Source organism: Streptomyces olivaceus, assembly GCF_000721235.1.
Lineage (GTDB): Bacteria > Actinomycetota > Actinomycetes > Streptomycetales > Streptomycetaceae > Streptomyces > Streptomyces olivaceus.
On record NZ_JOFH01000020.1, the window covers coordinates 19,708 to 42,612 of the forward strand.

The 22,905-nt window shown below is 71.9% G+C and carries 20 protein-coding genes; 5 read left to right on the forward strand and 15 right to left on the reverse strand.

Going from position 1 to position 22,905, the window contains the following annotated elements:
• Nucleotides 1-79: 79 nt before the first annotated feature.
• A complete protein-coding gene (locus IG94_RS38800) occupies nt 80-439 on the reverse strand; it encodes a hypothetical protein (RefSeq protein WP_372459464.1) in 360 nt (119 codons plus the stop codon).
• A 293-nt stretch (nt 440-732) separates the two neighbouring features.
• On the opposite strand from IG94_RS38800, the gene IG94_RS0122330 reads away from it, so the two are divergent.
• Nucleotides 733-1,260: a universal stress protein gene (locus IG94_RS0122330; protein ID WP_031039862.1), complete on the forward strand. Its 528-nt coding sequence runs from the start codon at nt 733-735 to the stop codon at nt 1,258-1,260.
• Nucleotides 1,261-1,410: 150 nt separating this feature from the next.
• Here the strand turns inward: IG94_RS0122330 and glmS are convergent, their stop codons facing one another.
• The 12 genes from glmS to IG94_RS0122390 all read right to left on the reverse strand — a co-directional run bounded on the left by glmS (nt 1,411) and on the right by IG94_RS0122390 (nt 16,859).
• Nucleotides 1,411-3,228 (reverse strand): glutamine--fructose-6-phosphate transaminase (isomerizing), encoded by a 1,818-nt coding sequence (gene glmS / locus IG94_RS0122335; protein ID WP_031039865.1) that lies wholly within the window; start codon nt 3,226-3,228, stop codon nt 1,411-1,413.
• Nucleotides 3,229-3,261: 33 nt separating this feature from the next.
• Nucleotides 3,262-3,519, reverse strand: coding sequence for a hypothetical protein (locus IG94_RS0122340; RefSeq protein WP_031039868.1), 258 nt, complete (start codon nt 3,517-3,519; stop codon nt 3,262-3,264).
• Nucleotides 3,520-3,606: 87 nt separating this feature from the next.
• The gene (locus IG94_RS0122345; RefSeq protein WP_031039870.1) at nt 3,607-4,491 is read right to left on the reverse strand and encodes a DUF4429 domain-containing protein; all 885 of its coding nucleotides are present in this window, start codon (nt 4,489-4,491) and stop codon (nt 3,607-3,609) included.
• A gap of 12 nt (nt 4,492-4,503) precedes the next feature.
• On the reverse strand, nt 4,504-6,297 hold the full coding sequence (locus IG94_RS0122350; protein WP_031039873.1) for an IucA/IucC family protein: 1,794 nt from the start codon (nt 6,295-6,297) through the stop codon (nt 4,504-4,506).
• Nucleotides 6,294-6,851 carry a GNAT family N-acetyltransferase gene (locus tag IG94_RS0122355; protein ID WP_031039878.1) on the reverse strand — a complete coding sequence of 186 codons (558 nt, stop codon included), beginning with the start codon at nt 6,849-6,851 and terminating at the stop codon, nt 6,294-6,296. Before IG94_RS0122355 ends, IG94_RS0122350 begins: the two co-directional genes overlap by 4 nt.
• Nucleotides 6,848-8,140 carry a lysine N(6)-hydroxylase/L-ornithine N(5)-oxygenase family protein gene (locus tag IG94_RS0122360; RefSeq protein ID WP_031039881.1) on the reverse strand — a complete coding sequence of 431 codons (1,293 nt, stop codon included), beginning with the start codon at nt 8,138-8,140 and terminating at the stop codon, nt 6,848-6,850. Before IG94_RS0122360 ends, IG94_RS0122355 begins: the two co-directional genes overlap by 4 nt.
• Nucleotides 8,124-9,566: a lysine decarboxylase DesA gene (gene desA / locus IG94_RS0122365; RefSeq protein ID WP_031039884.1), complete on the reverse strand. Its 1,443-nt coding sequence runs from the start codon at nt 9,564-9,566 to the stop codon at nt 8,124-8,126. Before desA ends, IG94_RS0122360 begins: the two co-directional genes overlap by 17 nt.
• Before the next feature lie 303 nt (nt 9,567-9,869).
• Nucleotides 9,870-10,916 (reverse strand): ABC transporter substrate-binding protein, encoded by a 1,047-nt coding sequence (locus IG94_RS0122370; protein WP_031039887.1) that lies wholly within the window; start codon nt 10,914-10,916, stop codon nt 9,870-9,872.
• Nucleotides 10,917-11,054: 138 nt separating this feature from the next.
• On the reverse strand, nt 11,055-12,215 hold the full coding sequence (locus IG94_RS0122375) for an acyl-CoA dehydrogenase family protein (RefSeq protein WP_031039890.1): 1,161 nt from the start codon (nt 12,213-12,215) through the stop codon (nt 11,055-11,057).
• Nucleotides 12,216-12,220: 5 nt separating this feature from the next.
• Entirely contained in the window at nt 12,221-13,171 is a 951-nt protein-coding gene (locus IG94_RS0122380; protein WP_031039892.1) for a hydroxymethylglutaryl-CoA lyase, read from the reverse strand.
• Nucleotides 13,168-15,204: an acetyl/propionyl/methylcrotonyl-CoA carboxylase subunit alpha gene (locus tag IG94_RS0122385; RefSeq protein WP_031039894.1), complete on the reverse strand. Its 2,037-nt coding sequence runs from the start codon at nt 15,202-15,204 to the stop codon at nt 13,168-13,170. Before IG94_RS0122385 ends, IG94_RS0122380 begins: the two co-directional genes overlap by 4 nt.
• Before the next feature lie 38 nt (nt 15,205-15,242).
• Entirely contained in the window at nt 15,243-16,859 is a 1,617-nt protein-coding gene (locus tag IG94_RS0122390; RefSeq protein WP_031039896.1) for a carboxyl transferase domain-containing protein, read from the reverse strand.
• A 97-nt stretch (nt 16,860-16,956) separates the two neighbouring features.
• Here IG94_RS0122390 and IG94_RS0122395 point away from each other — a divergent pair, with 97 nt between their 5' ends.
• The 3 genes from IG94_RS0122395 (at nt 16,957) to IG94_RS0122405 (ending at nt 19,854) form a co-directional block, all read left to right on the forward strand.
• Nucleotides 16,957-17,580: an SACE_7040 family transcriptional regulator gene (locus IG94_RS0122395; RefSeq protein ID WP_031039901.1), complete on the forward strand. Its 624-nt coding sequence runs from the start codon at nt 16,957-16,959 to the stop codon at nt 17,578-17,580.
• Nucleotides 17,581-17,746: 166 nt separating this feature from the next.
• A complete protein-coding gene (locus IG94_RS0122400; protein WP_031039904.1) occupies nt 17,747-18,904 on the forward strand; it encodes an acyl-CoA dehydrogenase family protein in 1,158 nt (385 codons plus the stop codon).
• Nucleotides 18,905-18,981: 77 nt separating this feature from the next.
• Complete coding sequence (locus IG94_RS0122405) at nt 18,982-19,854, forward strand: acyl-CoA thioesterase (RefSeq protein WP_031039907.1); 873 nt, start codon at nt 18,982-18,984, stop codon at nt 19,852-19,854.
• A gap of 36 nt (nt 19,855-19,890) precedes the next feature.
• On the opposite strand, the gene IG94_RS0122410 is transcribed toward IG94_RS0122405, so the two are convergent.
• Complete coding sequence (locus IG94_RS0122410; RefSeq protein WP_031039911.1) at nt 19,891-20,679, reverse strand: phosphatase; 789 nt, start codon at nt 20,677-20,679, stop codon at nt 19,891-19,893.
• A gap of 259 nt (nt 20,680-20,938) precedes the next feature.
• Between IG94_RS0122410 and speB the strand changes: the two genes are divergently transcribed.
• Nucleotides 20,939-21,907 (forward strand): agmatinase, encoded by a 969-nt coding sequence (speB, locus tag IG94_RS0122415; RefSeq protein ID WP_031039914.1) that lies wholly within the window; start codon nt 20,939-20,941, stop codon nt 21,905-21,907.
• Between the two features lie 62 nt (nt 21,908-21,969).
• On the opposite strand, the gene IG94_RS0122420 is transcribed toward speB, so the two are convergent.
• A complete protein-coding gene (locus IG94_RS0122420) occupies nt 21,970-22,806 on the reverse strand; it encodes a helix-turn-helix domain-containing protein (RefSeq protein WP_031039918.1) in 837 nt (278 codons plus the stop codon).
• Nucleotides 22,807-22,905 lie beyond the last annotated feature (99 nt).

The following is a 22,905-nucleotide window of genomic DNA, read 5'->3' on the forward strand; positions in this document are numbered from 1 at the left end:
GGGGGTGGTGGAAGACCAGGATGAGCCAACCTGGGAAGTTGGCTGAAAAGATGCGGAACTGTGCGCGGAAACCGGTCAGTCAACCGGTGTGTTTTCTCCAGTGTGCCGTCTGCCCCTGTGCGTCGGGTCCCCGGGGCCGGCGCCGACGGCCGCCCCGCACCGGCCGCCCGCCGCCGGACGGCCGGGCCGCGAGGTGCTCCGAACGCCGCAGCAGCAGACGGCAGACGGCGGTGACGGCGGTCAGCCCGGCGGCCGTACCGGCGGTGCCGGCGAACGAGGCGCCGTACCAAAGCAGGGCGACCGGTACGAGGAAGCAACTGAACGCCGCCCACCGGACGAGGTCCGTCACGCCGTCCCGGGCCGGTGCGGCCGGACCCGGGCGCACGGGCGCACGGGAGATGCGGGGCGTCGGCTCGGCGGGGCGGTAGGGACCGGACACGGGTGCTCCCTGGGGTGGCGGGCACGGAGATCAACGTCCGCGCGGCGCGTCGGTCACGACCGGTTACACACAGTTGAATCCTGTGCGAACCGCCTGTACAGCGCAGCAACCATTGCGTTACGGGCGCCCCCTCGGGCATGCTCCGGTGAACCCCGTGGCGGGCGCCGCGCGGGATCTGGCGAAGGAGGCGTGCCGCCGTACCCTTGGGGGTATGGGGTTGGGAAGACCATTCCCGGACACAGCTCCGCCGCACTCTGTTGTCCCCCATAGAGGATAAAAACGCCGAGACAGCCATGGCCGGTCACGAATTCTTCGAACCCGCGGACCGCAAGCGGCCCGTCGCCGAACCCACGGCGGCCGAGCCCCTGGCGGCGGAAGACCCCCGCCAGTCCTGCGATCCAGCCTTCAAGCACGGCGTCGTCGTCGGCTTCGACGGCTCCACCTCCAGCGAGCGTGCCCTCGCGTACGCCATCGGCATGGCCTCCAGGCTGGGCTCCGGCCTGGTCATCGTGCATGTCGCCAACCGGCTGCCCACCACGGTGTGGGCCGGCTGCGAACCTCCCGTCTTCGTCGACGTGCCGGACCACCGCACCGAGGTGCTGGGCCTGGAGCTGGCGTGCGCGGACTATCTCGCCGAGGTCCCCTGGATCCTGGTCGAGCGCGGCGGCGACATCTGCCACGAACTCGAGGAGGTGGGACGGGAGTACGAGGCGGACGCCATCGTCGTCGGCTCCAGCCACGGCCTCGTGGGCCGCCTCTTCGGCTCCGTCGCCGGCCGGCTCGCCAAGCGGGCGAAGCGGCCCGTGGTGGTCATCCCGTAGCGGCCCGCTCGTGCCGGGTGAAGCTACCGGTGCGTGAAGGGCGCCCCCCCCCCCGGCAGGGCGGCGGCCCTCCGCGTGCCGATGGCTCACCCGGAGGGCCGTTCGCCGCACGGACCGGCAGACCTTCTGTGCCGCCGGCCGGCAGACCTTCTACTCCACCGTCACCGACTTGGCGAGGTTCCTGGGCTTGTCGATGTCCCGGCCCAGCGCCAGGGCCGTGTGGTAGGCGAGGAGTTGGAGGGGGATGCCCATCAGGATGGGGTCCAGCTCGTCCTCGTTCTTCGGGACGACGACGGTGTGGTCGGCCTTCTCCTGCTCCCGGTGGGCGACCGCGAGGATCTGCCCGCTGCGGGCCTTGATCTCCTCCATGGCCGCGCGGTTCTTCTCCAGCAGGTCGTCGTCCGGCACGATCGCGACCGTCGGCAGCGCGGGCTCGATCAGGGCGAGCGGGCCGTGCTTCAGCTCGGAGGCCGGGTAGGCCTCGGCGTGGATGTAGGAGACCTCCTTCAGCTTCAGGGAGGCCTCGCGGGCGACCGGGTAGCCGCGGACGCGGCCGATGAAGAGCATCGAGCGGGCCTCGGCGTACTGCGCGGCCAGCTTCCTGATCTCCTCCTCCTGCTCCAGCATCTCGGAGATCTGCGCGGGCAGCCTGCGCAGCCCCTCGATGATCCGCTTGCCGTCGCGCACCGACAGGTCCCGGGTGCGGCCCAGGTGCAGCGCGAGCAGCGCGAAGGCCACGCAGGTGTTGGTGAAGCACTTGGTGGAGACGACGCAGACCTCCGGCCCGGCGTGCACGTACATGCCGCCGTCGGCCTCGCGGGCGATCGCCGAGCCGACCACGTTGACGATGCCGAGGACGCGGGCGCCCTTGCGCTTCAGCTCCTGCACGGCGGCCAGCACGTCGTACGTCTCGCCGGACTGGGAGACGGCGATGTACAGGGTGTCGGGGTCGACGACCGCGTTGCGGTAGCGGAACTCGGAGGCGGGCTCGGCGTCGGCGGGGATCCGGGCCAGCTCCTCGATCATCTGGGCGCCGATCTGGCCCGCGTGGTACGAGGTGCCGCAGCCCAGGATCTTCACGCGCCGCACGGCCCGCGCGTCGCGGGCGTCCAGGTTGAGGCCGCCGAGGTGCACGGTGGAGAAGCGGTCGTCGATGCGGCCGCGCAGCACGCGGTCCACGGCCTCGGCCTGCTCGTGGATCTCCTTGTGCATGTAGGTGTCGTGGCCGCCCATGTCGTAGGAGGCGGCCTCCCACTCGACGGTGGTGGGCTCGGAGGTGGTGCGGGTGCCCTCGGTGGTGTACGTGCGGAAGTCGTCCGCCTTGAGGGTGGCCATCTCGCCGTCGTCGAGGGTGACTATCTGGCGGGTGTGGGCGACCAGCGCGGCGATGTCGGAAGCGACGAACATCTCCTTCTCGCCGATGCCGAGGACGACCGGCGAGCCGTTGCGGGCCACCACGACGCGCTCGGGGAAGTCGGCGTGCATCACCGCGATGCCGTACGTCCCCTCGATGACCCGGAGGGTCTCGCGGACCTTGTCCTCCAGCTTCTCGGCCGAGGAACGGGCGACGAGGTGGACGAGGACCTCGGTGTCGGTCTCGGAGAGGAACTCGACGCCGTCCGCCTCCAGCTTGCGGCGCAGGTCGGCGGCGTTGTCGATGATGCCGTTGTGGACGACGGCGACCTTGTTGTCGGCCGACATGTGCGGGTGGGCGTTCACGTCGGAGGGGGCGCCGTGCGTGGCCCACCGCGTGTGGGCGATGCCGGTGGTGCCCTTGAAGCGCGCGGGGACCTTCGCCTCCAGGTCACGCACCCGGCCCTTGGCCTTGACCATCTTCAGCCCGGCCGCCTTCGGGGAGGTGACGACGACGCCCGCCGAGTCGTAGCCGCGGTACTCCAGCCGCTGGAGACCTTCGAGCAGCAGGGGCGCGACGTCACGCTTGCCGACGTATCCGACGATTCCGCACATGTATCTGTAAACCTCGTGTCCTTCTCGGCCCGGTCAGCCGTAGACGACGCGGCGCAGCTGGCGGAGCGACAGCTCCGGCGGCGCGACCGCCCGGTATTTCAGTTCCGCCTCGATCCGCTCGAAGATCGTCGCGTTCACCAGGCCCTGGGCCTGGAGCTCGCGGTGGCGGCGACGGACGTACTCCTCGGTCGTCTCGTCGAAGTAGGCGAGCACGTCCTGGACCACGCGCAGCGCCTCGCCCCGGCTCAGGGGGGTGGACCGCGTCAGATGGTCAACGAGTTCGTCGTGCACCCGGTAGATCCTGGGGCAAGGGGCATACTTGTGCAAGATTTCTGCCCGATATCGGGCAGGAGTGGCTCCATCTGTGTGTCGCCGCGCCTACATCCGCTTCAGGACCGCCTGCTTGGCCAGGGTGAACTCCTCGTCGGTCAGCACCCCGGAGCGGTGCAGCTCGCCCAGCTCCCGCAGTCGGCGCAGCAGCGCGTCGTGGTCGTCCTCGGCGACCGGCGCCGGTGCGGGCGCGTCCCCGGCGGGAGCCGCCTCCTCCTCCACGGCGACCGGTGCGGACGGGTGGGGGAGCCGGGCCTGCACGGCCGCGGCCACCAGGGCCATCAGCGGGTCCTTCTTGAACCCCCACAGCTCCACGGCGTTCGGGTCGTACTTCGGCGGCACCTTGCTCGGCGCCGCCCGCACGGTGAAACGCAGGTGCCCGTTCTCCAGCCCGACCGTCGGCTGCCACTCCACCCCGACGATGTCACCGAGGGGAAGGGTGCGCGGTCCGGCGGCCGACTTGGAGTCCTCCGCCTGCCACTTCCACTCCAGGCGCACCCGCTCGCCGTCGAAGCTCGCGACGCCGTCCCCGGCCGACACCGACAGCGGCACGGCGGGGCCGGGCAGCAGATAGGCGTCGACCGGGTCGGACGGGACCTGGTCGAGCAGCAGCGCGTTGCGCACCTCGTCCACGAAGTACTCCGCGACGCCGTACCGGTCGGACTCCACGAGGAGCTGGTAGGGATCGTGCGGCTCGGCCAGCCGGCCGCCCGTCGCGTGCAGCAGCGGATCCGAGCCGTCCCGCAGCCGCAGCCTGAGCCGCCCCGACTTCTTCCCCTGCTCGAACGATATGCCCGCCAGCGCCGCGAGCGGCACGAGCAGTTCACCCAGCTCCTTGCGGAGCAGACTGACGTTCTTGTCCCGCCCCGGTGTCAACCGCAGGGCGTCGCCGTCGAAGACCCACGTTCCGTCCTTCTGGATGATTTCCGCCATGCGGCGATTGTTTCACCGCTCCCGCGGACGGCGGTGGCCCGCGAGGGGGTTCTTCAGGGTGCCGGCCAGCTGGAGGGCGCCGGAGGGGTCGGCGAGGTCCACCATCTGGTGGTTGTCGCGCAGTTGCAGCCGGTTGAGGCAGGACAGGGCGAACTCCGGCGCGAACATGTCGTACCGGGCGAACTTGTCGGCCAGTTCCGGCACCGACTCCTGGTACTCGCGGGTGACCTCGGCGACCGTCCGCCAGAAGGCGTCCTCCTCGATGATCCCCTCGTCGGCGAGGTTCGAGGCGAGGAAGCGGAAGAAGCAGTCGAAGACGTCCGTGAACACCGACAGGAGCTTCTTGTCGTCCGGCACGTCCACCGCGATGCGGGAGACCTCCGGCGGCAGCACCGCGTCCGGGTCCAGCACCGCGATCTCCTCGGCGATGTCCTTGTAGACCGCGCGCCGCACCACCCCGTCCTCCAGGACCAGGATCACGTTCTCGCCGTGCGGCATGTAGACCAGGTCGTAGGCGTAGAAGCTGTGCAGCAGCGGGACGTAGTAGGCCCGCAGGTAGTGCCGCAGCCACTGGGCGGGCGCGAGCCCGGACCGCTCGATCAGCGCGCCCGCGAAGGAGGCGCCCTCGTGGTCGACGTGGACGAGGGAGGCCATGGTGGCCAGGGTCTCGCCCTCCCCGAGGGACGGGACCGGGCTCTCCCGCCACAGTGCCGCCAGCATCTTGCGGTACGGCGAGTAGCGGTCGGTCGCCCGCTCGTACTCCAGGTGCCGGTAGCCGACGGCCGCCCGCTCCCGGATGATCGACAGGCCCGTCGCCTTCAGCACCGGGTCGTTCCCGATGAGCCGGGCGAGCCAGTCGTTGATGGCCGGGGTCGCCTCCATGTACGCCGCCGACAGACCGCGCATGAAGCCCATGTTGAGGACGGACAGGGCCGTCTTCACGTAGTGCTTCTCCGGGTGCGAGGCGTTGAAGAAGGTGCGGATGGACTGCTGGGCCACGTACTCGTCGTCGCCCTCGCCCAGGCAGACCAGGTGTCCGCGGGCGACCTCGGCGGCGAAGGTGACGGTGAGCTTGTTCCACCACTGCCAGGGGTGGACCGGGATGAGGAGGTAGTCGGCCGGGTCCAGGCCGCGGTCGCGCAGGACGCCGTGGAAGCGGTCGACGGTCGCGGCACCCAGCTCGTCCCTGACGAAGGACTCGTACTCGATGCCCACGCCCGCCGTGAACGCCGCCCGCGAGCGGTGCGCGGCCAGCCACACCAGGCGGACCGGGCTCGCGGTCTCGGGCGCGTACGACAGGTACTCGTGGACGCCGAAGCCGAGCCGCCCGTTGTTGGCGACGAAGCAGGGGTGGCCCTCCGTCATGCCGGTCTCGACGGCCTGGAAGTCGCCGCCGCGGGCCAGCTCGGCGGAGGTGACCGGCGGCTTGGCCAGCTTGTAGCAGGTGCTGGAGAGGGTGGAGGAGATCTCCTCCAGGTACACGGGGAGGACCTCGTCGCTCAGGCCCAGGGTCTGCTGCAACTCGATGAAGAAGTCCAGTGCCGAGAGCGGGAGTTCGCCGCCGTCGCGGTGGCGGGTGATCGAGGCGGCGTCCACCTGCCAGTGGTCCAGGGCGCGGACGGTGGCGGTGAAGCGGTACGTGGTCCCGCCGTCGTCGCTGCGGACCGCGTATCCCTGCGCGCCTTCGGGCTCGGGGGTCAGCAGGCGTTCGTGCGCGAACTCGGCCAGCGCCTTGCGGATCAGGAGGCGGCCGGCCTCCTCCCAGTGCTCGGGGGTCAGGTGGGCGACGGCGTCGGCGAGGGTCATGCGGACACCGCCCTCTCGAACTGCTCGCGGGTGCAGAAGCTCAGCAACGCCTTCTTCTCCGGCTTCTGGATCTCGCGCTCGGGCACGAATCCGACGGTTGCGTTCAGGGCGTGGACGGCGGTGTTGGCGACGTCCGGTTCGACGACGACCCGCCGGGTGGCGGGGTCGGCGAAGAGGTCGGTCATGACGGTGGTGATCACGGCGCGGGTGAAGCCGTGCACGGGCCGGTCGGTCGGGGCGACCAGGAAGTGCATGCCGACGTCGCCCGGCTCCGGCTCGTACAGCCCGACCAGCTCGCGGTGGGCGGGGTCGTAGCGTTCCACGAGGAAGGCCGGGACACCGTCGTGCAGGCCGAGGTGGGCCTGCTGGTGCTCGTCGGCGGCCAGTTCCATGAACGCCCGCTCGACGTCCACCAGTCCGGCGTCCTGCATCAGCCAGAACGCGGACTTCGGGTGGGTGAGCCAGCCGTGCAGCAGCCCGGCGTCGGTCAGCGGGTCGACGGGGCGCAGCGTCAGTGCGCCGACCGCCGGGGCGGTGCCGGTACGGGGCCTCATGCGGCGAACTCCTGGAACGCGATGGTCTGCTCGACCGGGTAGTACTCGCGGCCGAGCAGCTCCCGGACGATGCAGCTGTTGCGGTAGGCGCCCATACCCAGGTCGGGGCTGGTGACGCTGTGCGCGTGGACCCCGGCGTTCTGCAGGAAGACGCCGGCCCCGGTGACGTCGACGGCGTAGTTGCGGCCGATGTCGAAGTTGCCCCGGGAGTCGTAGCGCAGCCGGTCCCGGACGGGCTTGAGGAACTCCGGCTCGGTGTACCGGTAGCCGGTGGCGAGGACGAGGCCCTCGGTCTCGATCTCGAAGTCCTCGCCCTGCTCCTCCTGGCGGAAGCCGAGCGTGTAGGTGCCGTCCTCGTACCGGGCGCCGGTCAGCGCCGAGTTGGTGAGCAGACGGGTGGGGACCGGACCGCCGAGTCTCTTCCGGTAGAGCAGGTCGAAGATGTCGTCGATCAGGTCGCCGTCGATGCCCTTGTACAGGTTCTTCTGCTCGGCCGCGAGGCGGTAGCGGGTCTCCTCCGGGAGCGCGTGGTAGTAGTCCACGTACTCCGGGGAGGTCATCTCCAGCGTCAGCTTGGTGTATTCGAGCGGGAAGAAGCGCGGGGAGCGGGTGACCCAGTTGAGCCGGTACCCGTGGACGTCGATCTCGCTCAGCAGGTCCTGGTAGATCTCGGCGGCGGACTGGCCGCTGCCGACCAGCGTGATCGACTTCTTCCGCACCAGCTCCGCCCGGTGCTGCACGTAGCGGGAGTTGTGGACGAAGTCGCCGGCCAGTCCCCGGCAGGCGCCGGGCAGGTGCGGCGGGGTGCCGGTGCCGAGGACGAGGCGGCGGGCGCGGTAGGTGTCGCCGGACGTGGTCGCGACGGCGTACAGCTCCTCGCCCTCGTCGTACGTCACCTCGGTGACTGTGGTGGAGAAACGGACGCTGCTCAGCCGGTGCGCGGCCCAGCGGCAGTAGGCGTCGTACTCGACGCGCAGGGGGTAGAAGTTCTCCCGGATGTAGAACGAGTAGAGCCTGCCCTGCTCCTTCAGGTAGTTGAGGAAGGAGTACGGGGAGGTCGGGTCGGCGAGCGTGACCAGGTCCGACAGGAACGGGGTCTGGAGGTGGGCGCCCTCCAGGAACATGCCGGTGTGCCACTCGAAGTCCGGCTTGGATTCCAGGAAGACGCCGTTCAGCCCGTCGATCGGCTCGGTGAGGCAGGCGAGGCCGAGATTGAAGGGGCCGAGGCCGATGCCGACGAAATCGTACGGCGCGGAGGCTTCGGCGGAGGCTTCAGGAAGCGCGGTCAAGGGAGTCTCCCAGGTACTGCTCGGCGTGGCCGGCGATCAGGTCGAGGACGGCGGCGATGTCGGCCGGGGTCGTCCCGGGGTTGAGCAGGGTGAACTTCAGGTAGTGGCGCCCGGCGACCTTGGTGCCCGCGACGACGGCGTCGCCGGAGGCGAACAGGGCCTTGCGGGCGTAGAGGTTGACGCGGTCGATCTCGGCGGGGGCGGTGACGGCCGCCGGGATGAAGCGGAAGACCAGGGTGGAGAGCGACGGCTCGACCACGACGTCGAAGCGGGGGTCGGCGGCGAGCAGCTTCCAGCCCTCGGCGGCCAGGTCGCAGACCTCGTCGAAGAGCTGTCCGACGCCGTCGGCGCCCATCGTCCGCAGCGTCATCCACAGCTTGAGCGCGTCGAAGCGGCGGGTCGTCTGGAGCGACTTGTCCACCTGGTTGGGGATACGTTCCTGCACCATGCGGCGCGGGTTGAGGTACTCCGCGTGGTAGGTGGCGTGGCGCAGCGTGGCGGCGTCGCGGACCAGCACGGCGGACGAACTCACCGGCTGGAAGAAGGACTTGTGATAGTCCACGGTGACCGAGTCGGCCCGCTCGATGCCGTCGATGCGGTGCCGGTACTTCAGGGAGGCGAGCAGGCCGCAGCCGTAGGCCGCGTCGACGTGCAGCCACACGCCGTACTGCTCGCAGAGCCCCGCTATCTCGGGCAGCGGGTCGATGGAGCCGAAGTCGGTGGTGCCGGCGGTAGCGACGACGGCCATGGGGACCAGGCCGTCGCGCGCGCAGCGCTCCAGTTCCCGGGCGAGGGCGACGGTCTGCAGGCGCTTGTCGTGGTCGACCGGGACCGGTACGACGGCGTCGGGCCCGAGGCCGAGCAGCTTCGCCGACTTCTGCACGCTGAAGTGGCTCACCTCGGAGGTGAGGATCCGCAGGTCGGCGAGGCGCTCGGCCTTCGCCTCCTCGCGGGCGAGGAGCAGCGCCTGGAGGTTGGACTGGGTGCCGCCGGAGGTGAACACCCCGTCGGCCGCCGGGCCGAGGCCGATGCGGGCGGTGGTCCAGTCGATCAGTTTCCGCTCGATGAGCGTGCCGCCGGCCGACTGGTCCCAGGTGTCCAGTGAGGAGTTGACGGCGGAGAGCACCGCCTCGCCGAGCAGCGCCGGTATGACGACCGGGCAGTTGAGGTGGGCGAGGTAGCGGGGGTGGTGGAAGTAGACGGCGTCGCGGAGGTAGACGTCGTCCAGCTCGTCGAGGACCGCGGCGGTGTCGTGCAGCGGCCGGTCGAGGTCGATCCCGTCGACCCGGGGCGAGAGGGCGTCGACCGTGACACCGGTGAACGGGCGGTCGGTGGTGCCGATTCTGGCGGCCACCCGCTCGACTCCTTCGGTCACGGAGCGGCGGTACTGCTCCGCGGTGGCGTCGTTGAGCAGGTGCGAGCGCATGTGGGGGGGCCTCCGGTGGGGACGGTCCGAGAGGGGCGGGGGAGGGCGGAACCCTCGCTTCAACTTAGGGGAGCCTAACCTAACTACTCCCACTCACGCGCATGCCTGTGCGTGACTGTTGTCACTCAGGCCCCACTCGTGCGCTACGGACGGTGAGCGGCGGGGCGGTTCGCCCGGCCCTGCCCGCGGAGTTGTTCCTCCGTCAGGCCCTGGCGCCGGTGGCCGGCGAAGGTGGCGCGGCGCCGGCCGACGCCGCGCTCGCCCCCGCCGCGACGTCCCCGGCGTGCGGTACCTCCAGGCGGGTCAGCCGACCTTCTTGGCGTTCTCGATCGCCTCGGCCAGGTTGTCGAGCAGCGGCGTGCACTTGTCGTAGGACAGGATCGGCTCGGGGGAGCGGGCGATGACCTGCCCGGCCTTGACCGCGGGCAGCTTCTTCCAGGTGCCCTCGGTGATGTCCGCGGGCTGGATGGTCGAGGCGCGGTCGTCCATGATGATGACGTCGGCCGGGTACTTGTCGACGTTCTCCCAGCTCAGGTTCTCGAACCAGCCGCCGGTCGCCTTCTTGGCGTCCTCGGAGGGCTCGACGAAGTTCACGCCGAGGGCCTTGAAGTACTCCAGGTCCACGGAGAGGTTGGTGCCGGAGACGTAGAACAGGTCGGCGCTCGCGGAGCCGGCCAGCACCCGGATCTCGGGACGGGCCTTGGCGGCGGCACGCAGCCGGGCGGCGGCCTTGTCGAAGGCGGCCTTGGCGTCGGTGACCTTCTTGGCCTTCATGTCGGCGCCCAGCGACTCGGCCAGCTCCCACATGCGCTGCAGCGGCTGAGTGAGCTGGCGGTCGAAGACCGAGACGGCCACGCTGGGCGCGAGCTTGGCGACCTTGTCCTTCGACTCCTCCGGTACGGACCACAGGGTGCCCGCGTCGTCGAACGTCGTGGTGACCAGCAGCTCGGGGGAGAGGCTCGCGTACTTCTCGACGTTGAGCTTGCCCCACTCGTTGCCCAGGACGGTGACCTTGTCGACGTCGAGGTCGCCGGCCTGGACGTCGGGCTTGCCGTCCTTCGTCGTGGTCGGGCCGAAGACGCCCTCGACCTGGACGCCGTAGTCGAAGAGGGCGGCGGCGACGCCGGTGAAGGCGACGATGCCCGTCGGTACCCGGTCGAGCTTCACGTTCGTGCCGCGGTCGTCCTTGAAGGACCAGGGGCCGGACTTGGCGGCACCGGTGCCGCCGCCCGAGCCGCCGCTTCCGCCGTCGTCGTCCCCGCAGGCCGCGAGCACGGCACCGAGGCCGAGGGCGCCGCCGGCGGCGAGTATGCCGCGGCGGGTGGGGCGGGTGACACTGGTGTGGGACATGGTGGTGGCTGCTTTCGGACGGGTGCGGCGGTTCCGGTGTGCGGGGCGCCCACGGGACAATTCGAGGGTAGGTTAGCCTAACCTCACGTTATGTCCAGGGGTGGCCCGGAGCGGACCACCCCCCTCGCACGAGCCGGGTCAGCTCACCAGCCCCAGCTCCCGCGCGATCAGCATCCGCTGGACCTCGCTGGTGCCCTCGCCGATCTCCAGGATCTTCGCGTCCCGCCACATCCTGGCCACCGGGTACTCGTTCATGAAGCCGTAGCCGCCGTGCACCTGGGTGGCGTCCCGGGCGTTGTCCACGGCGACCGTCGACGAGTACAGCTTCGCCAGCGCCGCCTCCTTCTTGAACGGCTCGCCCGCCACCAGCCGGGAGGCCGCGTCGCGCCAGGCGAGGCGGGCCGTGTGGGCCTTCATCTCCATGTCGGCGATCTTGAACTGGATGGCCTGGTTGGCCCCGATGGGCCGGCCGAAGGCGTGACGTTCCTTCGCGTAGGAGACCGACTCGTCCACACAGCCCTGCGCGAGCCCCGTGCCGAGCGCGGCGATCGCGATCCGGCCCTCGTCGAGGATGCGCAGGAACTGGGCGTAGCCCCGGCCCTGTTCGCCCAGCAGGTTGGCCGCCGGGACCCGCACGTCGGAGAAGGCCAGCTCACGGGTGTCCGACGCGTTCCAGCCGACCTTCGAGTACGGGGCGGCCACCGTGAAGCCCGGGGTGCCCGACGGCACGATGATCGCGGAGATCAGCGGCCGGCCGTCCGGCTTGCGCCCCGTGACCGCGGTGACCGTCACCAGGCCCGTGATGTCGGTGCCGGAGTTGGTGATGAAGCACTTGGTGCCGTTGATCACCCATTCGCCGGTGGCCTCGTCCAGCCGGGCCGTCGTCCGGGTCGCGCCCGCGTCCGAGCCGCCGTCCGGCTCGGTCAGGCCGAAGGCGCCGAGGATCTCGCCCGAGCAGAGCCGGGGCAGCCACGTGCGCTTCTGCTCCTCGGTGCCGAACAGGTGCACCGGCATCGCGCCCAGGGAGACGCCCGCCTCCAGCGTGATCGCCACCGACGAGTCGACCCGGGCCAGCTCCTCCAGGGCGATCCCCAGCGCGAAGTAGTCGCCGCCCATGCCGCCGTACTCCTCCGGGAACGGCAGCCCGAACAGCCCCATCCGGCCCATCTCGCGGACGATCTCGTAGGGGAACTCGTGCCGCTCGTAGAAGTCGCCGATCTTGGGTGCCACCACGTCGTGCGCGAACTCCTCCACCGTGCGGCGGAGTTCTTCCAGTTCGGGGGAGAGCTTGTGGTCCATCGTGGTCACGACTCCTGGTGGGAGAGGGCTCGTACGGTGCGGGAGGGGCTGGGTCGGCCCAGGTGGGCGGCCATCCAGACGCTGGTGGCGACGAGACGGCCGAGGTCGATCCCGGTGTCGATGCCGAGGCCGCGCAGCATCCACACGAGGTCTTCGGTGGCGAGGTTGCCGGTGGCGGACTTCGCGAACGGGCAGCCGCCGAGGCCGCCCGCGGAGGCGTCGACGGTGCGCACGCCGTGCCGCAGGGCGGTGAGGGTGTTGGACAGGGCCTGGCCGTAGGTGTCGTGGAAGTGGACGCCGAGCCGCTCCACCGGGACACCGGCCCCGTCCAGCGCGGTGAGCAGCGCGCTCACGTGCCCCGGGGTCGCGACGCCGATGGTGTCGCCGAGGCTCAGCTCGTCGCAGCCCATGTCGAGCAGGGCCCGGCAGACCCGCACCACCTGCCCGACGGGCACGTCGCCCTCCCAGGGGTCGCCGAAGCACATCGACAGATAGCCCCGCACGTGCAGGCCGCCCGCGTCCTTCGCCCGCGCCACCACCGGCTCGAACATGGCCAGCGACTCGTCCACCGTGCGGTTGAGGTTGGCCTTGGCGAACGACTCCGTGGCGCTGGCGAAGACCGCGACGCGGCGTGCGCCGAGCGCCAGCGCGCGCTCCAGTCCGCGCTCGTTCGGCACCAGGACGGGCAGATCGACCGGCAGGTCCGCGACCGCCGGGAACAGCTCCTCCGCGTCCGCGAGCTGGGGCACCCACTTGGGGTGCACGAAGCTCGTCGCCTCGATCGTGGTCAGGCCGGTGCCGGCCAGGCGGCGGATGAACTCGGCCTTCACCTGCGCCGGTACGACGGCCTTCTCGTTCTGCAGGCCATCGCGGGCGCCGACCTCGTGGACGCGGACGCGGGCGGGCAGGCCCTCGGCCGGCACGGTCGCCGGCAGGCCCACTTCCATGGCGTTCATGCCGTCTCCTCCTCGTCGGCGGGCGTGACGACCGCGAGCACCTGGTCCATGGCGACGGTGGTGCCGGGCGCCACGTCCAGCTCGGCGACGGTGCCGGCGTGCGGGGCGGAGACGACGTGCTCCATCTTCATCGCCTCCACCACCAGCAGGCTCTGCCCGGCGGCCACCTCGTCGCCGACGGCGACCTTCACCACCGTCACCGTGCCCGGCATCGGCGCGGTCAGCGAGTCGGCGCCCGCGTGCGCCGCCCGGCTGAGGGAGGCGGCGACCGGGTCGTGGTCGCGCACGTGCCAGGCGTCGCCGTCGCGGCCCAGCCAGGTGCCGTCCGGCACGGTGGCGAAGGTGTGCGCGGTGCCGTCCAGCAGGAACGTGAACCGGTGGTCGTCGCCCGGCCGCGGGAGTCCGCCCCCGGGTCCCCGGACCGGGGTGCCGGATCCGGGCAGCAGCAGTTCGGTCCCTCCGCCCGGTGCGCTGCGCACGCGCACGGTCACCGGGTCGTGGCCCCCCACCCGCAGGTGGTGCACCGTCCATGCCCGCTCGCCGCCCATGCGCCAGCCGTCCGCCGCGTCGAACGGGCCGGCCCGGCCAGTGCCGCCGACGGGGGCGAGGGCGGCCTGCCGCAGCAGCGCGGCCGCCGCGTACGTCTCCGCCGGTACGCCGTCCGGTACGAGCCCGTCCACCTCGCGCTCCACCAGCCCGGTGTCCAGGTCGCCCGCGACCACCGCCGGATGGGCGAGCAGCCGGCGCAGGAACCCGGCGTTGGTCTGCACGCCGAGCGTCACCGTCCCGGCGAGGGCCGCGCGCAGCCTGCGCAGGGCGGTGGCCCGGTCGGGGCCGTACGCGATCACCTTGGACAGCATCGGGTCGTACAGGCTGCCGACCTCGGTGCCCTCGCCGAGCCCCGAGTCGGTGCGCACGCCGTCGCCCTCGGGCTCGTGCAGCCGCAGCACCGTGCCGCCGGAGGGCAGGAAGCTCCGCGCGCCCTCTGTCACGGACACGGTCTCGGCGCAGATGCGGGCCTCGATCGCGTGCCCGGTCAGCCGTACGTCCTCCTGCGCGAACCCGAGCCGCTCCCCGGCCGCCACCCGCAGCTGCCACTCCACCAGGTCCAGGCCGGTCACCAGCTCGGTCACCGGGTGCTCCACCTGGAGGCGGGTGTTCATCTCCATGAAGTAGTACCGGGAGGGATCGCCGCCCGGCACGATGAACTCGACCGTGCCCGCGCCCCGGTACCCGCACGAGCGGGCCGCCTGCACGGCCGCCTCGCCCATCGCCGCGCGGGTCGCCTCGTCCAGGAGCACGCTGGGCGCCTCCTCGATCACCTTCTGGTGCCGGCGCTGGAGCGAGCACTCGCGCTCGCCGAGGTGCACCACATTGCCGTGGCCGTCGGCCAGGACCTGGATCTCGATGTGCCGGGGCCGGTCGATCCAGCGCTCCACCAGCAGCGTGTCGTCGCCGAAGGAGGCGCGGGCCTCGCGCCGCGCCGCGGCGATCTCGTCGGCCAGCGCGGCCTCGTCCCGCACCAGCCGCATGCCCTTGCCGCCGCCGCCCGCCGACGGCTTCAGCAGCACCGGTGTGCCGATCTCGCGGGCGGCGTCGGCGAGCTGCCCGTCCGTGAGGCCGCTGCCGCTGGAGCCGGGGACGACCGGCACCCCGGCCGCCCGCACCGCCTCCTTGGCCCGGATCTTGTCGCCCATCAGCGCGATCGCGTCGGCGCCCGGCCCGATGAAGACCAGCCCCGCCTCCTCGCAGGCCCGCGCGAACCCGGCGTTCTCGGCGAGGAAGCCGTACCCCGGGTGCACGGCCTGCGCGCCCGTCCGCGCCGCCGCCTCAAGGAGCCGCTCGGCGCTGAGGTAGCTCTCCGCCGCCGGTGCCGGGCCGATCCGCACCGCCTCGTCGGCCTCCCGCACGTGCCGCGCGTCGGCGTCGGCGTCGGAGAAGACCGCCACCGAGCGCACGCCCATCGCGCGCAGTGTCCGCACGACGCGGACGGCGATCTCGCCGCGGTTGGCGACGAGCACGGTGTCGAACATGCGTGGTGTGCCGTTCGTGTTGTCCATGGGTCCCCTCCTCACATCCGGAAGACGCCGAACCGGGGCTCGCCCAGCGGCGCGTTGGCACACGCGGTCAGCGCCAGGCCCAGCACCTGCCGGGTGTCGGCGGGCTCGATGACCCCGTCGTCCCACAGGCGGGCGGTCGCGTAGTAGGCGTTGCCCTGGTGCTCGTACTGGGCGCGGACCGGCGCCTTGAAGGACTCCTCCTCCTCGGCCGCCCACTGCTCGCCCCGGGCCTCCAGCTGGTCCCGCTTGACCGTGGCCAGCACGGACGCGGCCTGCTCGCCGCCCATCACGGAGATCTTGGCGTTGGGCCACATCCACAGGAAGCGCGGCGAATACGCCCGCCCGCACATCGAGTAGTTCCCTGCGCCGTACGACCCGCCGACGACGACCGTCAGCTTCGGCACCCGCGTGCACGCCACCGCCGTGACCATCTTGGCGCCGTGCTTGGCGATGCCGCCGGCCTCGTAGTCCCGGCCCACCATGAAGCCGGAGATGTTCTGCAGGAAGACCAGCGGGATGCCGCGCTGGTCGCACAGCTCGATGAAGTGGGCGCCCTTCTGGGCCGACTCGGAGAACAGGATGCCGTTGTTGGCGACGATGCCGACGGGGTGGCCGTGGATCCGGGCGAAGCCGGTGACCAGGGTCTGGCCGTACTCCGACTTGAACTCGGCGAAGCGGGAGCCGTCCACCACGCGGGCGATCACCTCGCGCACGTCGTAGGGCGTGCGGGAGTCCACGGGGACCGCGCCGTACAGGCCCTGCGGGTCGGCCTTCGGCTCGACGGCCGCCCGCACGCCCCAGGGGAGCGGGCCGCGCTCCGGCAGGGTGGAGACGATCTGCCGCACGATGCGCAGGGCGTGCGGGTCGTCCTCGGCCAGGTGGTCGGTCACCCCGGACACGCGCGAGTGGACCTCGCCGCCGCCCAGCTCCTCCGCGGTGACCACCTCACCGGTGGCCGCCTTCACCAGCGGCGGGCCGCCCAGGAAGATCGTGCCCTGGCCGCGGACGATGACCGCCTCGTCGCTCATCGCCGGGACGTACGCCCCGCCCGCCGTGCAGGAGCCGAGGACGGCGGCGATCTGCGGGATGCCGGCGGCGGACATCCGGGCCTGGTTGTAGAAGATCCGCCCGAAGTGCTCGCGGTCCGGGAAGACCTCGTCCTGCATCGGCAGGAAGGCGCCCCCCGAGTCGACCAGGTACAGGCACGGCAGCCGGTTCTCCAGCGCCACCTCCTGGGCGCGCAGGTGCTTCTTCACGGTCATCGGGTAGTACGTGCCGCCCTTGACGGTGGCGTCGTTGGCGACGACCACGCACTCCCGGCCGCCGACCCGCCCGATCCCGGCGATCACGCCGGCCGCCGGGGCCGCCCCGTCGTAGAGCCCGTCGGCCGCGAGCGGCGCCAGCTCCAGGAACGGCGAGCCCGGGTCGAGCAGCGTGTCCACGCGGTCGCGCGGCAGCAGCTTGCCGCGCGCGGTGTGCCGGGCCCGCGCCCGCTCGCCGCCGCCGAGCCGGGCCGCCGCGAGCTTGGCCCGCAGCTCCCGAACGAGGACGCCGTGCGCCTCCTCGTTGGCCCGAAAGGCCTGCGAGGCGGGGTCTGCCGCCGTCGTCAGCTCCGGTGCCTCCTGCATCGTGCGGTCCCCTCACCCAGTGATCGACCAGTTAATGAGCGTTAACGCGCTCCCTTCAGGTTAACGAGCGCTAACCTCCCTGTCTAGAATCGACTCCATGGCCACCAGAACCGACGCCCCCACCCGCCGCGAGCAGATCCTCAAGGAGGCCGCCCGGCTCTTCGCCGAGCGCGGTTTCCACGGGGTGGGCGTCGACGAGATAGGCGCCGCGGTCGGCATCAGCGGGCCCGGCCTGTACCGGCACTTCGCCGGCAAGGACGCGATGCTCGCCGAGCTGCTCGTCGGGATCAGCGACTCGCTGCTGACCGGGGCGAAGCGGCGGCTGGCGGAGGCCGGCTCCGACCGGGCGGGGGCGGCGGGTCCCGAAGCGGTCCTCGACTCGTTCATCGAGGGGCACATCGACTTCGCGCTCGACGACCGCCCGCTCATCACCCTGCACGACCGCGAGCTGGACCGCCTCCGGGACGCCGACCGCAAGATGGTGCGCCAGTTGCAGCGGCAGTACGTGGAGCTGTGGGTCGGGGTGCTGCGCGAGGTCTACCCGGCGCTCGCCGAGCCCGCCGCCCGCTCCGCGGTCCACTCGGTCTTCGGCCTCCTGAACTCCACCCCGCACCTGGGCCGCGCCGGTTCCCTGCCGGGCCGCGCGGTGACGGCGTCGCTGCTGCACCGGATGGCGCGGGGGGCGTTCGCGGCGGTGGGGGAGGAGGGGCAGGGGCGGTAGGGCGGTATCCCCCTCTCCGGTCTCCGGCCGGGTGGGCCGAGCGCCCCCGCCCGCTGCCGCGGAGTGACGCGCGTTACCCGCCGCCCGCTCTGGACGCCCCTGGCTACCCGCCGGTACCGTGGTATCTGAGCAAGCGCTTAGATATTCGTACCCTGGAGGTGGCGCGGTGCGCCGTACGGTGTTCAACGAGGACCACGAGGCGTTCCGGGAGACCCTGCGCGCCTTCATCGAGGCCGAGGTCGTCCCCGTCTACGACGAGTGGTTCGCCGCGGGCCAGGCGCCGCGCGACTTCTACTACAAGCTCGGCGAGCTGGGCATCTTCGGCATCAACGTGCCCGAGGAGTTCGGCGGCGCCGGCATGGACAGCCACAAGTTCGAGGCCGTCCTCTACGAGGAGACCGCCCGCGCCGGCGTCCAGTTCGGCGGTTCCGGCGTGCACGTGCTGCTCGCCCTGCCCTACATCAACATGCTGGCCACCGACGAGCAGAAGAAGCGCTACCTGCCGAAGTTCGTCACCGGCGACGAGATGTGGGCCATCGCGATGACGGAGCCCGGCACCGGCTCCGACCTCGCCGGCATGAAGTCCACCGCCAAGCTCTCCGAGGACGGCACCCACTACGTCCTCAACGGCGCCAAGACCTTCATCACCGGCGGCGTGCACGCCGACCGCGTCATCGTCTGCGCCCGCACCGACGCGCCCACCGCCGAGGACCGCCGCCACGGCATCTCCCTGTTCGCGGTGGACACGAAGTCCGAGGGCTACTCCGTCGGCCGCAAGCTCGACAAGCTGGGCCTGCGCACCTCCGACACCGCCGAGCTGGCCTTCGTCGACGTCAAGGTCCCCGTCGAGGACCTGCTCGGCGAGGAGAACAAGGGCTTCTCCTACCTCGGCCACAACCTCGCCTCCGAGCGCTGGGGCATCGCCTACGGCGCCTACGCCCAGGCCAAGGCCGCCGTCGCCTTCGCCACGCAGTACGTGCGCGAGCGCACCGTCTTCGGCAAGCCGGTCGCCCACTTCCAGAACACCAAGTTCGAGCTGGCCGCCTGCCAGGCCGAGGTCGACGCCGCCGAGGCCGTCGCCGACCGCGCCACCGAGGCCCTGGACGCCGGTGAGCTGACGCCCGCCGAGGCCGCCAGCGCCAAGCTGTTCTGCACCGAGGTCGCCCACCGCGTCATCGACCGCTGCCTCCAGCTGCACGGCGGCTACGGCTACATGAACGAGTACCCGATCGCCCGCCTGTACGCGGACAATCGCGTCAACCGCATCTACGGCGGCACCAGCGAGGTCATGAAGATGATCATCGCCAAGAACATGGGCCTGTAGACCGAGCACCACGGACGGAACATCACGGGCGAAGACCCAGAAGACTCAGAAGACTCACAGGCGAAGACCCACCAGCCATGAGCGAAGCACTCCAGTCCCTCCTCGACCTGCTCGACCTCGAGCGGATCGAGGAGGACATCTACCGCGGCCACTCCCGGTCCGCCGTCGTCCCCCGCGTCTTCGGCGGCCAGGTCGCGGCCCAGGCCATGGTCGCCGCCGGGCGCACGGTCCCCGAGGACCGGCACGCGCACTCCCTGCACGCGTACTTCCTGCGGCCCGGCGACCCCGGCGCGCCCATCGTCTACAGCGTCGACCGCCTGCGCGACGGCCGCTCCTTCACCACCCGCCGCGTCGTCGCCGTCCAGCACGGCAAGCCGATCTTCACCCTGTCGGCGTCCTTCCAGACGTACGAGGAGGGGCTCGACCACCAGGCCCCGATGCCGCCCGCACCGGACCCGGCGACCCTCCCCACCGGCGAGGACCGCCTGCGGAGCTACCCGCACCTGCCCGCCGGGACGGTGGAGCGGTTCCTGGAGGCGCGGGCGGCGGTCGACCTGCGCTACGTCGACGACCCGCCCTTCGGCGACTTCGGCACCCCGCGCGACCCGCACTCCCAGGTGTGGTTCCGCACCAACGGCAAGCTCGCGGACGACCCGCTGCTGCACGTCGTCCTCGCCACCTACGTCTCCGACATGACCCTGCTCGACTCGGTGCTGCTCGCGCACGGCCGCGGCGGCTGGGCCGTCGGCGACGTCGTCGGGGCCTCGCTGGACCACGCCATGTGGTTCCACCGGCCCTTCCGCGCCGACGAGTGGCTGCTGTACGACCAGCAGTCGCCGTCCGCGTCCGGCGGCCGGGGCCTCGGCCAGGCCCGCATCCACACCCGGGACGGCCGCCTCGCCGTCTCGGTGGTCCAGGAGGGCGTGGTCCGCGTCCCACGGGAGCGCTGAGGGCGGGCCGGACCGGGGTGCCGGGGGCCGGCCGGGTTACTTCAGCCCGGCCTCCGTCAGCAGGTACGCCGTCATCGGGTCGTAGTGGCGCGGGCTGACCACGTGGTCGTCCAGCGGCACCGCGACCTGCAGCGTGCCCTCGGACTCGGCGAGGAAGAGGGCCGGGTCGTTGCAGTCCGCGTAGCCCACGGAGTCGACGCCGTGCTGCGCCGCGTACCCCGCCCAGCCGTGGTCGGCGACCACCAGGTCGGGCAGCGGGCGGCCCTCGCGCTCCAGACCGGTCAGGATCGCCTTCATCGGCTCGCCCGAATGGGTGTGCCACAGCGAGGCCCCGTGCTCCAGGACCGAGACGTCCGCGAACTGCTGCACGTACCCCTCCTCCGTCGTCAGGCCCTCCGGGATCACGACGATCTCGCAGCCCGCGGCCCGCAGCGCGGCGGCCGTCGCGCGGTGCACGTCCAGCAGCCCGCCGGGGTGACCGGTCGCGAACAGCACCCGCTGCCCGCCGTCGGCCGCCTTGCGCAGCCGCCCCGCCATCCGCTCCAGCGCGGAGACCGTCAGCTCCGGGTCGATGGTGTCCTGGCCGTACCGGTGCTCGGGGTCGTCGATGACGCCGACCCGCTCCGCCATCACCGCGAGCACGTCCTGCTCGTCGCCCCAGCGGTCGCCCAGCTCCAGACCGAGCCAGTAGTGGCGGTCGCCGTTCGCCAGCTTCCGGTAGTGGGAGAGGTTGTTCTCGCGGGGAGTGGCGACGTCGCCCGCGATACGGGTACGGACGAGGTGCTCGGCGAGTTCGGCGCGGCTGGGTGTCCCGGGTATCGGCATGCCTCCATTGTGAGGCAGCCGCCTGTGGGCGTCTTCGGCGCGCCCCACGCCGTTTCCTCCAGTCCCGGAGACGGATCTGGACCGGATGTACATTTCACGGCCGCGTTCCGGGCTCCTAGTCTTCGAGCAGGCCGACGGCCGGACCCGGCCCACCGGCCCACCGGTCCCGGCCGCCGGCCCCGACCGGCTGTCCGACCCCACCAGTACAGTCGGACAGCAGCAGCACATACGCGACGAAGCGTAAGAAGGAAGGCAGTGCATGAGCAGCAACGAGCCGCCCCGCGGTCCCGTCGACTCCTCCAGGATCCCGCGCTACGCCGGACCCGCCACCTTCGCCCGGCTGCCCCGCCTGGACGAGGTCGGCAGCGCCGACGTCGCCGTCGTGGGCGTCCCGTTCGACTCGGGCGTCTCCTACCGCCCCGGCGCCCGCTTCGGCGGCAACGCCATCCGCGAGGCCTCCCGCCTGCTGCGCCCGTACAACCCGGCCCAGGACGCCTCGCCCTTCGCCCTCGCCCAGGTCGCCGACGGCGGCGACATCGCCGTCAACCCCTTCAACATCCACGAGGCCGTCGAGACGGTCGAGGCCGCCGCCGACGAGCTGCTCGGCACCGGCGCCCGCCTGATGACCCTGGGCGGCGACCACACCATCGCCCTGCCGCTGCTGCGCTCGGTGGCGAAGAAGCACGGCCCGGTCGCCCTGCTCCACTTCGACGCCCACCTGGACACCTGGGACACCTACTTCGGCGCCGAGTACACCCACGGCACCCCCTTCCGCCGCGCGGTCGAGGAAGGCGTCCTCGACACCTCCGCCCTCTCCCACGTCGGCACCCGGGGCCCGCTGTACGGCAAGAAGGACCTCACCGACGACGAGAAGATGGGCTTCGGCATCGTCACGTCCGCGGACGTCTACCGGCGCGGCGCCGACGAGGTCGCCGACCAGCTCCGCCAGCGCATCGGCGACCGCCCGCTGTACATCTCCATCGACATCGACTGCCTCGACCCCGCCCACGCCCCGGGCACCGGCACACCCGAGGCCGGCGGCATGACCTCCCGCGAACTCCTGGAGATCCTGCGCGGCCTGGCCTCCTGCGACCTGGTCTCCGCCGACGTCGTCGAGGTCGCCCCCGCGTACGACCATGCCGAGATCACCTCGGTCGCCGCCTCCCACACCGCGTACGAACTGACCACGCTCATGTCCCGCCGGATCGCCGAGGACCGTTCGAAGTGACCCACGTGCTGTCTGTCGGCCGACGGCTGCCGTCTGTCGGTGAACGGGCGCGGGCCCGCGGTTCAGGAGATGGCCCGCAGACCGCCGTGTCCCCCGCGCCCGAGGCGCTCGACGGCCCGCGCCGTCTCCTCGTCGGCGGGCAGCATCACCAGCAGATGCTGGGCGTCCGGGGCGATGTCGAGGGTCTCGCGCCGCAGCCGTAGCTCCGGCCCGGAGGGATGCCGCAGCCGCAGCACTCCCCGCGCCGGGACGACGTGCCGGTTCAGCCGCCGGGTGAACTCCGGTCCAGCGAGCGGCGCGAGGCCCGCCGTGAACCGCTCGGCGTTCTCCACTGCGGGCCCGAGCCACAGGTCGAAGGCCTGCTCGTCCGCGACGTCGTCCCAGTCGGCGAAGAACTCCCGGGCCCGGGGGTCGGTGAAGACGTACCGCGTGAGGTTCGGGGCGTCGCCGTCGAGCAGTCCCGTCCCCCTCGTCACCGCCTCGTAGGCGCGGGTGCGGGCGAGGACGTCCCCCAGTCGGTTGGTGACCAGTGCGATGCCCGGTTCCAGCAGCCGCAGGGTCTCCAGGACGGACGGGCGCACCTCGCGGCCGGGCGGTGCGGTCCCGGCGTGGTGGGTGCACTCTCCACCCGTGATCTTCGCGAGGTAGCGCAGGTGGTCGCGCTCCGAGGGGGCGAGGCTCAACGCGTCGCCGATTGCCCGCAGTACGGCGGGGGAGGGGCGGCGGTCCCGGCCCTGTTCGATGCGGGTCAGGTACTCGACGCTGATCCCGGCCCGCGCCGCGACGTCCGAGCGCCGCAGTCCCGGCGACCGGCGCCTGCCGTGGTCCGGCAGCCCCAGTGACTCCGGCTGGGTGGTGTCCCGCCTGGCCCGGATGAAGTCCCCCAGAGGTGTCCCCATGCCGCCCGAGCATAGGACGCCTCCCGCCGGCCCGGGCAGGGCTCAGCCTGGCCCTGCCGGGGCCAGCCCGAACACGGCCTGGCCCGCCGCCCGGTGGCC

Coding starts and splice junctions, on each gene's coding strand:
- IG94_RS0122405 (WP_031039907.1), top strand. CDS start 18,982: ATGAGCGAAGCACTCCAGTCCCTCCTCGACCTGCTCGACCTCGAGCGG.
- IG94_RS0122345 (WP_031039870.1), bottom strand. CDS start 4,491: ATGGCGGAAATCATCCAGAAGGACGGAACGTGGGTCTTCGACGGCGAC.
- IG94_RS0122395 (WP_031039901.1), top strand. CDS start 16,957: ATGGCCACCAGAACCGACGCCCCCACCCGCCGCGAGCAGATCCTCAAG.
- speB (WP_031039914.1), top strand. CDS start 20,939: ATGAGCAGCAACGAGCCGCCCCGCGGTCCCGTCGACTCCTCCAGGATC.
- IG94_RS0122420 (WP_031039918.1), bottom strand. CDS start 22,806: ATGGGGACACCTCTGGGGGACTTCATCCGGGCCAGGCGGGACACCACC.
- IG94_RS0122385 (WP_031039894.1), bottom strand. CDS start 15,204: ATGTTCGACACCGTGCTCGTCGCCAACCGCGGCGAGATCGCCGTCCGC.
- desA (WP_031039884.1), bottom strand. CDS start 9,566: ATGCGCTCGCACCTGCTCAACGACGCCACCGCGGAGCAGTACCGCCGC.
- IG94_RS0122375 (WP_031039890.1), bottom strand. CDS start 12,215: ATGGACCACAAGCTCTCCCCCGAACTGGAAGAACTCCGCCGCACGGTG.
- IG94_RS0122410 (WP_031039911.1), bottom strand. CDS start 20,679: ATGCCGATACCCGGGACACCCAGCCGCGCCGAACTCGCCGAGCACCTC.
- IG94_RS0122380 (WP_031039892.1), bottom strand. CDS start 13,171: ATGAACGCCATGGAAGTGGGCCTGCCGGCGACCGTGCCGGCCGAGGGC.
- IG94_RS0122330 (WP_031039862.1), top strand. CDS start 733: ATGGCCGGTCACGAATTCTTCGAACCCGCGGACCGCAAGCGGCCCGTC.
- IG94_RS0122370 (WP_031039887.1), bottom strand. CDS start 10,916: ATGTCCCACACCAGTGTCACCCGCCCCACCCGCCGCGGCATACTCGCC.
- IG94_RS0122355 (WP_031039878.1), bottom strand. CDS start 6,851: ATGAGGCCCCGTACCGGCACCGCCCCGGCGGTCGGCGCACTGACGCTG.
- IG94_RS0122350 (WP_031039873.1), bottom strand. CDS start 6,297: ATGACCCTCGCCGACGCCGTCGCCCACCTGACCCCCGAGCACTGGGAG.
- glmS (WP_031039865.1), bottom strand. CDS start 3,228: ATGTGCGGAATCGTCGGATACGTCGGCAAGCGTGACGTCGCGCCCCTG.
- IG94_RS0122390 (WP_031039896.1), bottom strand. CDS start 16,859: ATGCAGGAGGCACCGGAGCTGACGACGGCGGCAGACCCCGCCTCGCAG.